This is a genomic window from Rhodococcus sp. 06-418-5 (assembly GCF_002258285.1).
GTDB lineage: Bacteria > Actinomycetota > Actinomycetes > Mycobacteriales > Mycobacteriaceae > Rhodococcoides.
In genome coordinates this window covers 31662-41162 of record NZ_NOYE01000005.1, presented here as the reverse complement: position 1 = coordinate 41162, position 9501 = coordinate 31662, and the positions used below count along the sequence as shown (strand labels likewise).

The following is a 9501-nucleotide window of genomic DNA, read 5'->3' as shown; positions in this document are numbered from 1 at the left end:
CAGCGTGGGGTGAGCGGGAAGGGGGGGCTGGTGCCCCGAAGACTCAGATCGGGCTCAGTTGTAGGCACGCATCTGCCGCGAGCCAGAACAATTGTTCGCGCACTGTTGTTGCCTTGGTCCAGCCGCGGTGATCCCAGTCGGCGGCGAGGGAATCGCCCGCGTACAGCAGTTGCGCGAATCGCACTCCGCGGAATCGGGCCACGGCGCAGAAGGCCGAGGCCTCCATGTCGACGGTTCGGCAGCCTTCTTCGACTCGGCGGGAGACGCGGGCACGGGTCTCGCGGTAGAGCGCATCGGTGGTCCAGGAACGCCCGGTGACGAAGTCGACTCCGGCGTCGGTCAGTACGGATTGCAGTACGGCCACGCCTGCCGGGTCGGCGTCGACCACGCGGCCCGGTGGCAGGTAGTGGAACGAGGTGCCCTCGTCGCGGACGGCGCTGTCGACCACCATCACGTGTCCCATGCCCAGGTCGTCGGACAGTGCTCCCGCGCCGCCGACGGCCACGAACTGGGTGCATCCCATCGCGATGGCCTCTTCGAGGAACAGTGCCGCCAACGGCGCACCGACGCCGGGGTGGAACACGGCGAGCTTCTCACCGTGTCGTTCGATCTCGTAGACGGGGTGTTCGCCGTGCTCGGAGCGCATGATCGACACGACTCGGGCGTCGCCTTTCGCGCAGATGCTCTCGATCACCTCGGAGAAGAAACAGACGACGGCTTTCGGCGGAACGTCGACTCCCTTGGCCACCATCGACGGGTCGATGACGCCCGTTTCGTCCAGATCGTTCTCGGTCAGCGCGATGTCCATCAGGTGATGTTCGCACGAGGCGACGCTCGGCCCTGCACGACCGATGCCGTACATGTCTGCGGGTCCCGATAGACTCTCCCTGGCATTTCGCTCCATCGAAGGGACCTATTCCTCGTGTCCGCTAGCTCTGTACCCACAGACACCGTCTCCAACGCTGTCGCCACCCCCGACGTTGCGCAGCCGTACAAAGAACTCGGACTCAAGGACGACGAATACGTCCGCATCAAGGAAATCCTCGGCCGTCGGCCCACCGACGCCGAATTGGCGATGTATTCCGTCATGTGGAGCGAGCACTGCTCGTACAAGTCCTCGAAGGTGCACCTGAAGTACTTCGGCGAGACCACCACCGACGAGATGCGCAAGCCGATGCTCGCCGGTATCGGTGAGAACGCGGGCGTCGTCGACGTCGGCGACGGTTGGGCCGTCACGTTCAAGGTCGAGAGCCACAATCACCCGTCGTACGTCGAGCCCTACCAGGGTGCAGCGACCGGCGTCGGCGGCATCGTCCGCGACATCATGGCCATGGGTGCCCGCCCGATCGCCGTCATGGACCAGCTGCGATTCGGTGCCGCCGATGCACCCGACACGCGCCGTGTCCTGAGCGGCATCGTCGCAGGCGTCGGCGGTTACGGAAACTCGCTCGGCCTGCCGAACATCGGCGGCGAGACGGTGTTCGACGCCTCCTACGCCGGCAACCCCCTGCTCAACGCCCTGTGTGCCGGCGTCATGCGTGTCGAGGACATGCATCTGGCGTTCGCGTCGGGCCTGGGCAACAAGATCATTCTGTTCGGCGCACGAACCGGTCTCGACGGCATCGGCGGCGTGTCCGTCCTCGCGTCGGAGACCTTCGATGGGGATGAGACCGGCGGGGGCCGCAAGAAGCTCCCGGCCGTGCAGGTCGGCGATCCGTTCACCGAGAAGGTGCTCATCGAGGCCTGCCTCGAGCTGTACTCCAACAAGTTGGTCGTCGGCATCCAGGATCTCGGCGGTGCCGGATTGTCCTGTGCCACTTCCGAACTCGCGTCCGCGGGCAGCGGCGGCATGCACATCGAGCTGGAGAAGGTGCCGATGCGCGCCACCGGTATGACGCCCGCCGAGGTGCTGTCGAGCGAATCCCAGGAGCGCATGTGCGCCGTGGTGACGCCCGAGAACGTCGATGCATTCATGGCTGTCTGCAAGAAGTGGGACGTGTTGGCCACCGTCATCGGTGAGGTCACCGACGGCGAGCATCTGCAGATCACGTGGCACGGCGAGACCGTGGTCGACGTTCCGCCGAAGACCGTTGCGCACGAGGGACCGGTGTACAACCGTCCCGTGCAGCGACCCGCCACCCAGGACGATCTGGTCGCGAACACCACTGCGTCGCTGAAGCGTCCGGAGACCGGTGACGAGCTGCGGGCGACGCTGCTGAAGATGATCGGCTCGCCGCAGCTGTGCAGCCGTCGATTCATCACCGAGCAGTACGACCGCTACGTGCGCGGAAATACCGTCCTCGCCGAGAACGCCGACGCCGGCGTCATCCGCATCGACGAGAAGACCGGTCGTGGAATCGCTTTGGCCACCGACGCGTCGGGCCGCTACACCGCACTCGATCCTTACCAGGGCGCGCAGCTCGCGCTCGCCGAGGCGTTCCGCAACGTCGCCGTCACCGGCTCGACGCCCAAGGCCGTCACCAACTGCCTGAACTTCGGCTCGCCCGAGGACCCGGGCGTCATGTGGCAGTTCCAGCAGGCCGTGCGCGGACTGGCCGACGGCTGCGTCACCCTCGGTATTCCCGTGACCGGCGGCAACGTCAGCTTCTACAACCAGACCGGTGCAGAGCCGATCCTGCCGACGCCCGTCGTCGGTGTACTCGGCGTCATCGACGACGTGCATCGCCGCATCCCCACCGGCCTCGGACTCGAGCCCGGCGAGACGCTGATCCTGCTCGGTGACACCCACGACGAGTTCGACGGGTCCATCTGGGCGCAGGTCGAGCACGACCACCTCGGCGGCGTGCCGCCCAAGGTCGATCTCGCCCGTGAGCAGCTGCTGGCAGACATCTTGCTCTCGTCCTCGCGTGACGGACTGGTCTCGGCAGCCCACGATCTGTCCGAGGGTGGCCTCGCGCAGGCCGTCGTCGAAGCTGCTCTGGCCGGTGAAACCGGTTGCCGCATCATCGTTCCCGAGGGTGCCGATCCGTTCGTGACACTGTTCTCCGAGTCCTCGGGCCGCGTACTGGTCGCCGTACCGCGCACGGAAGAGACTCGCTTCACCGGCATGTGCACCGCCCGCGGTCTGCCGTGGGTGCGCATCGGCGTCGTCGACGAGGGCTCGGATTCGATCGAGGTGCAAGGGCAGTTCTCCGTCCCGATGACGGAACTGCGCGAGACGTTCGAGAGCACTCTTCCCAGACTCTTCGGCTGACCGAGGTGGGGGGACACACATCGGAGCAGCAGCTCGCCGAGCCCGACTCCGCACTCGAGCAGAACGAGCATCACCGCTACCACCTGCCGACGGTCGAGTTCTCGGTCCCCTCACCGGACAAGCACCCGTTCGTCATGTGGGCCTGGGGCCTGCTGCGCCTGGACTTCACCGGAATTGCGTTCGGCGCGTTGTTCTTCTGCTGGTCGTTGACTCCGTCACTGCTCCCGCGGGGATGGTTGTTCCAGGGCATCATCGGCGGTATCAACGCGGCCATCGGCTACGCATTCGGCGTGGCGGTGGGATGGGCCGTCACCCGTTGGTGGCTCTCGTCGCGATCATGGTGGCCGTTGCCGCGCAAGATCGAACTCGCCGTCAAGGTCGCCGTACCCGTCCTCGCGATCGCAGCGTCGATGATCATGTTGGCGATCTCGGCGGAATGGCAGCGTGAGCTGGCCGCACTGATGGACGCCGAGGGCACCACCACCACGGGATACTTCCGAACCGGTGCACTGAGTATCGCCGTTGCGGCGCTGTTGATTTCGGTGTGGCGGGTGTTGCGCGACCTCGTTCGTCTGCTCGCCCGGCAGATAAACCGCGTCGTGAAGATGCCACGCGAAGTTGCCAACGCGCTCGGAGTCGTCGTCCTCGTCGTGCTGTCCGTAGCGCTGGTTCAGGGCGTCCTGCTCCGGGCCGTCTCCGAGGTCACCAACTCGGCTTTCAGCCTGCAGAACGACGAAACCCGCGACGGTGCAGAACAACCCGTGGCCGACGAACGCTCCGGTAGTCCGAACTCGTTGGCACCGTGGGACACCCTCGGATTCGAGGGCCGCAACTTCGTCTCCAGCGGACTGCGCGCCGACGAGATGGAGCGGGCCACCGGCCGTCCCAGCCTCGAGCCGATCAGGGCGTACGCCGGCCTGGAAACCGCCGAGACCCAGGACGAGCGACTGAACATCGTGGTCGCAGAACTCGAACGTACCGGGGCATTCCAGCGCGCGGCTCTCGTCGTCGTTCCGACCACCGGAACCGGATGGGTCAATCCCACCGCCATCGAAGCCGAAGAGCTCATGTTCGACGGCGATGTCGCCACCGTCGCATCCCAGTACTCCTACCTGCCGAGTTGGATCTCCTTCATCGCGGAGGGCGACAAGGCCGCGCAGGCGGGCAGAGCTCTGATCGACAAGGTGCACGACCGCTGGCTGCAGGAACCGGAGGCCACCCGCCCCAAGTTCTACGTCTACGGCGAGAGCCTCGGCACCCAGGCGGGCGAGGGCGCGTTCGACGGGTTGGCCGACATCCGGGACACCACCGACGGCGTGCTGTGGGTCGGGCCACCGAACAACAACCGCATCTGGAGTCAGTTCGTCAGCCGACGCGACCCGGGAAGCCCCGAGGTTCGGCCGGTCTACTCCGAGGGCCTGACAGTCCGATTCGCCGACAACTCGTCGGGCATCCCGCCGGAGGATCAGCCCTGGTACGAACCGAGAATCCTCTACGTCCAGCACGCGTCGGATCCGGTGGTCTGGTGGTCACCCGATCTGCTGTTCGAGCGTCCCGACTGGTTGTCCGAGCCACCCGGGCCGGACCGGCTGCCGAGTATGCGGTGGTTCCCGGTCGTCACCTTCTGGCAGGTGGCCGCCGACCTGACCAACGCTGCGGGCGTTCCCGACGGGCACGGCCACAACTACGGAACCCTCGTGCTCGACGGCTGGGTTGCCGTCGCCGCGCCGGAGGGGTGGACCGACCGCGACACCGAACGAGTCCGCGGAGTCATGGAGCAATTCGCCGGCCGAGACGGTCCCGAGAAGTGACCACCGAGGCGTTGGCGATCGGCTCCGCGACGACGGCCTGGAGTACCTACGTCCTTCCCGCGCTCGGTCTCGATGCCCGTGCGAGGGCGGTGGCCAACGCCTCGTTCGCGGTGGCCGTCGGGGCGGTATCGGGCCGCAGCGCCGCGCAACTGGGATTGCGCAATACGGTTGCAGGCGTGAAGTGGGGCGCGGCGGCGTCGGCCGTTCCGGTGATCGGATCTGCCGTCGTCGCTGCGATTCCGGCGTTGCGACGCCGGGTTCGGCCGTCCGAGGACGAGCTGGCCGAGTGGGTTCTGTTTCGAATCCCGGTGGGGACGGTCCTCACCGAGGAGTTGCTCTTTCGCGGCGTGCTCGACGCTGCATCGCCCGCTCTGTCGCCGATCTTCTTCGGGCTCTGGCACATTCACCCGGCCCGGGCGGCGGGTGACACCGTGGTCGGGACGGTCGTGGCGACGGCCGCGGCCGGGGTGGTGTTCTCGTGGCTGCGAGCCCGCAGCGGCAGTGTGCTCGCGCCGGCCTTGCTGCATTACTTCCTCAATGCCGGCGGCGCCGTTCTGGCGCATCTCGCTGCGAACGACAGGAGTTAGACGCAGTGCCACCACACAAGGAAGTTGGCCCAGCCGAGGTGCGCGACGCCGTGCTGGCCGTCGAGGACTGGATCAAGGGCGAGGCGGACAAGCCTGCGCGGGCGCAGATTGCCGCAGCGGTACGCACCACTGCCCGAACTCTCGGCCAGAACGCGCCGGGATCCTCGGTGGAGGTGCGGGTGCCGCCGTTCGTCGCGGTGCAGTGCATCGTGGGGCCGCGCCACACCCGCGGAACTCCGCCGAACGTGGTCGAGACCGATGCGCTGACGTGGCTGCAGGTGGTGACCGGAATCCGGAATTTCGCCGACGCACTCGCCGACGGCTCGATCGATGCGTCGGGCAGTAGGGCGGCCGAGGTGGGGCGCTGGCTGCCACTGATGTCCATCAGGTGATCGGCTCCAATTCGGACACGCGTTCACCTGCTGGGAATCTCCCGTCCACACGATGCGTTGACTCGGGCCGTGTGCCCGTAGACTCGGGCATGGCCCCCCGCCCCGTACCCCCAAGGGAGCAATGCCCGTGACCAACGCCGATTTGTCGGTCGACAGTCCGAATCTTCTGGTAGGCAAACCGCTCGACGAACCGGAGAACGAGCCGCGCGAGGAGTGCGGAGTCTTCGGAGTGTGGGCACCGGGCGAGGATGTGGCCAAGCTCTCGTATTACGGCCTCTATGCGCTGCAACACCGTGGTCAGGAAGCTGCCGGCATCGCCGTCTCCGACGGTTCCCAGGTGTTGGTGTTCAAGGATCTCGGGCTCGTCAGCCAGGTGTTCGACGAGCAGACACTCGGTGCCATGCCCGGGCACGTCGCCATCGGACACTGCCGCTACTCCACCAGTGGATCGGTCACGTGGGAGAACGCGCAACCGATCTTCCGCACCACCACCGCCGGGACCGGGATTGCACTCGGCCACAACGGAAATCTGGTGAACTTCGCCGAGCTCGCCACCAAGGCACGCGACGCAGGGCTGATCAGTGACCGGCTGCAGGGCAACGGCACGTCGGATTCCGACGTGGTGACCGCGCTGCTGGCCCACAAGGCCGCCGACTGCACCATCGAGCAGGCTGCAATGGAGTTGCTGCCGCAGCTGCAGGGTGCCTTCTGCCTGACGTTCATGGACGAGCACACCCTCTACGCCGCGCGCGACCCGCACGGCGTCCGTCCGTTGTGCCTCGGCCGCCTCGATCGCGGCTGGGTGGTGGCCAGCGAGACGGCTGCACTCGACATCGTCGGTGCCGCGTTCGTCCGCGACATCGAACCCGGTGAGCTCCTCGCGATCGATGCCGACGGCGTTCGGTCCTCACGATTCGCGGCCCCCGAGCCCAAGGGCTGCGTGTTCGAGTACGTGTACCTCGCTCGGCCGGACAGCGTCATCGGTGGCCGTTCGGTGCACTCGACGCGTGTCGAGATCGGACGACGCCTCGCCAAGGAGCATCCGGCCGACGGCGACCTGGTGATTCCGGTGCCCGAGAGCGGAACTCCCGCTGCGGTCGGTTTCGCGCAGGGCTCCGGCATTCCGTACGGCCAGGGCCTGATGAAGAACGCCTACGTGGGCCGCACGTTCATTCAGCCGTCGCAGACCATCCGCCAGCTCGGTATTCGACTCAAGCTCAATCCTCTCAAAGAGGTCATACGGGGCAAAAGACTGGTGGTGGTGGACGATTCGATCGTTCGCGGCAACACCCAGCGAGCCCTGATCAGGATGCTGCGCGAGGCCGGTGCGCTGGAGATTCACGTGCGTATCGCGTCGCCGCCGGTGCGCTGGCCATGCTTCTACGGCATCGACTTCGCTTCTCCCGCAGAGCTGATCGCCAACGGTGTCGACTCCGAGGACGGGATCCTCGAAGGCGTCCGCCAGGCCATCGGTGCCGACTCGCTGGGGTACATCTCCATCGACGGCATGATCGCCGCGTCGGAGCAGCCCGAATCACGCTTGTGCGCAGCTTGTTTCACGGGCAAGTACCCCATCGATCTGCCTGCGGACAATGCGCTCGGCAAGCACGTACTCGAAGGTCTGTTGTCCTCGGCGGCCGGGCAGCCGGTGGACAACGACGCGAATGTGAGCGCTCTTAGTCGTCCGTGAGCTGGGCGTTCCTGCAAGGGAACAGCGGGGTTTTCTCAATGCCACATATTGGAAACAGTCCGTCGGTACTGTCCCGAGTTACATAGGACACACCGATTTGGATAGAGGCATTCAGATGACCCTGTCGCCCGACGACGGACGCATGCAGCGCTACAGCGCGGCATCGAAGACTGCAGTGCGCAAGCATGGCAGGAAGACCGCTGCAGTGGCAGCACTGTCGGTACTCGCACTGACGGCCGCAGCCTGCGGCTCGGGACGCACCGACGCCGGAGGATCCGGCGACAGCGGCGGCGAGACCATCACGGTCGGTACCACCGATCAGGTGACATCGCTCGACCCGGCCGGCTCGTACGACAATGGTTCGTTCATGGTGATGAACCAGACGTATCCGTTCCTGATGAACTTCGCGCCCGGTAGCTCCGAACTCGAGCCCGACGCGGCCGAGAGCTGCGACTTCACCGAGCCGACCGTGTACACGTGCACGTTGAAGGACGACCTGAAGTTCGCCAACGGCAACCCGCTGACGAGCGAGAGCGTGAAGTACTCGTTCGATCGGATCGTCGCGATCAACGACCCCAACGGCCCCGCGTCGTTGCTCACCAATCTCGACAGCATCGCCACGCCCGACGAGAAGACCGTCGAATTCACCCTGAAGGCTGCGAACGACCAGACCTTCCCGCAGATTCTGGCGACCCCGGCAGGACCGATCGTCGATCAGACCGTCTTCCCGGCCGATTCGATTCTCGACGACGACGCCATCGTGGCGGGTACTCCGTTCGCGGGCCCGTACTCGATCTCGAGCTACGCCAAGAACTCCCTCGTCAGCTTCGCCGCGAACGGTGACTACAACGGCATTCTCGGAACGCCGAAGACGTCCTCGATCAACGTCAAGTACTACACCAGCTCCGACAACCTCAAGCTCGACGTGCAGAACAAAGCCATCGATGTCGCGTGGCGCTCGCTGACCCCGACGGACGTCGAATCGCTCGGCAGTGTGGACGGACTGACGGTGCACGAGGGACCCGGCGGCGAATCGCGCTACATGGTGTTCAACATGAACACGATGCCCGGCGACACCCCGGAGCAGAAGTTGGCCGTGCGCAAGGCAATTGCGTCCTCGGTCGATCGTCAGGCGCTGTCCGACGGCGTCTACAAGGGCACCTACACCCCGCTGTACTCCGTGGTTCCCACCGGACTGGCCGGCGCGAACACCGCCTACGGCGATGTCTACGGCACCACGCCGAACCGCGACGAGGCGGCTGGATTCCTTTCCGCCGCAGGCATTGCCACTCCCGTTCAGCTCAACCTGCAGTACAACCCGGACCACTACGGTTCGAGCTCGAGCGAGGAATACGCCGCGATCAAGAGCCAGCTCGACGCGACGGGCCTGTTCAACGTGAACCTGCAGTCCACCGAGTGGAGCACCTACACCAAGGAACGCGTCGCCGACGCCTACCCGGTGTACCAGCTGGGTTGGTTCCCGGACTATCCCGATGCAGACAACTACCTGACGCCGTTCTTCGCGCCGGACAACTTCCTGCAGTCGCACTTCGAGAGCCCGGCCATCACCTCGCTGCTCGATCTCGAACGCACGACCGCCGACGAGGACGCTCGGATGCAGATCATCGGTCAGATTCAGACCGAGCTCGCGACGAACTACCTGCCGACGCTTCCGTTGCTGGAGGGCAAGCAGATCGCCGTCGCCACCGACGAGATCAGCGGTGTGGACGAGACTCTCGACGCCTCGTTCAAGTTCCGTTTCGTCACTCTCGCCAAGAGCTGACCGGTGCCCACTACCGCGGACGCG

7 protein-coding genes are annotated in these 9501 nt (G+C 65.8%); 6 read left to right on the top strand and 1 reads right to left on the bottom strand.

The genetic code is table 11. The annotated features are described in order from the left end of the window. Nucleotides 1-43 precede the first annotated feature (43 nt). Entirely contained in the window at nucleotides 44-808 is a 765-nt protein-coding gene (locus tag CH274_RS01240) for a nucleoside phosphorylase (protein ID WP_256993450.1), read from the bottom strand. Between the two features lie 114 nt (nucleotides 809-922). On the opposite strand from CH274_RS01240, the gene purL reads away from it, so the two are divergent. The 6 genes from purL to CH274_RS01210 all read left to right on the top strand — a co-directional run bounded on the left by purL (nucleotide 923) and on the right by CH274_RS01210 (nucleotide 9477). Next, on the top strand, nucleotides 923-3214 hold the full coding sequence (gene purL, locus CH274_RS01235) for a phosphoribosylformylglycinamidine synthase subunit PurL (RefSeq protein ID WP_032395919.1): 2292 nt from the start codon (nucleotides 923-925) through the stop codon (nucleotides 3212-3214). An 83-nt stretch (nucleotides 3215-3297) separates the two neighbouring features. Next, a complete protein-coding gene (locus CH274_RS01230) occupies nucleotides 3298-5025 on the top strand; it encodes an alpha/beta hydrolase (protein ID WP_230596874.1) in 1728 nt (575 codons plus the stop codon). Then, a complete protein-coding gene (locus CH274_RS01225; RefSeq protein WP_094628478.1) occupies nucleotides 5022-5612 on the top strand; it encodes a CPBP family intramembrane glutamic endopeptidase in 591 nt (196 codons plus the stop codon). Before CH274_RS01230 ends, CH274_RS01225 begins: the two co-directional genes overlap by 4 nt. Before the next feature lie 5 nt (nucleotides 5613-5617). After that, nucleotides 5618-6004, top strand: coding sequence for a sterol carrier family protein (locus CH274_RS01220; RefSeq protein WP_032395916.1), 387 nt, complete (start codon nucleotides 5618-5620; stop codon nucleotides 6002-6004). Nucleotides 6005-6131: 127 nt separating this feature from the next. Next, on the top strand, nucleotides 6132-7694 hold the full coding sequence (purF, locus tag CH274_RS01215; RefSeq protein WP_032396301.1) for an amidophosphoribosyltransferase: 1563 nt from the start codon (nucleotides 6132-6134) through the stop codon (nucleotides 7692-7694). Between the two features lie 142 nt (nucleotides 7695-7836). After that, the gene (locus tag CH274_RS01210) at nucleotides 7837-9477 is read left to right on the top strand and encodes an ABC transporter substrate-binding protein (protein ID WP_045200295.1); all 1641 of its coding nucleotides are present in this window, start codon (nucleotides 7837-7839) and stop codon (nucleotides 9475-9477) included. The last annotated feature ends 24 nt before the right edge of the window (nucleotides 9478-9501 follow it).

What these genes read in the sequence shown, in the direction of transcription:
- CH274_RS01240 (WP_256993450.1), bottom strand. Translation starts at nt 808, where the DNA reads ATGGACATCGCGCTGACCGAGAACGATCTGGACGAAACGGGCGTCATC.
- CH274_RS01210 (WP_045200295.1), top strand. Translation starts at nt 7,837, where the DNA reads ATGCAGCGCTACAGCGCGGCATCGAAGACTGCAGTGCGCAAGCATGGC.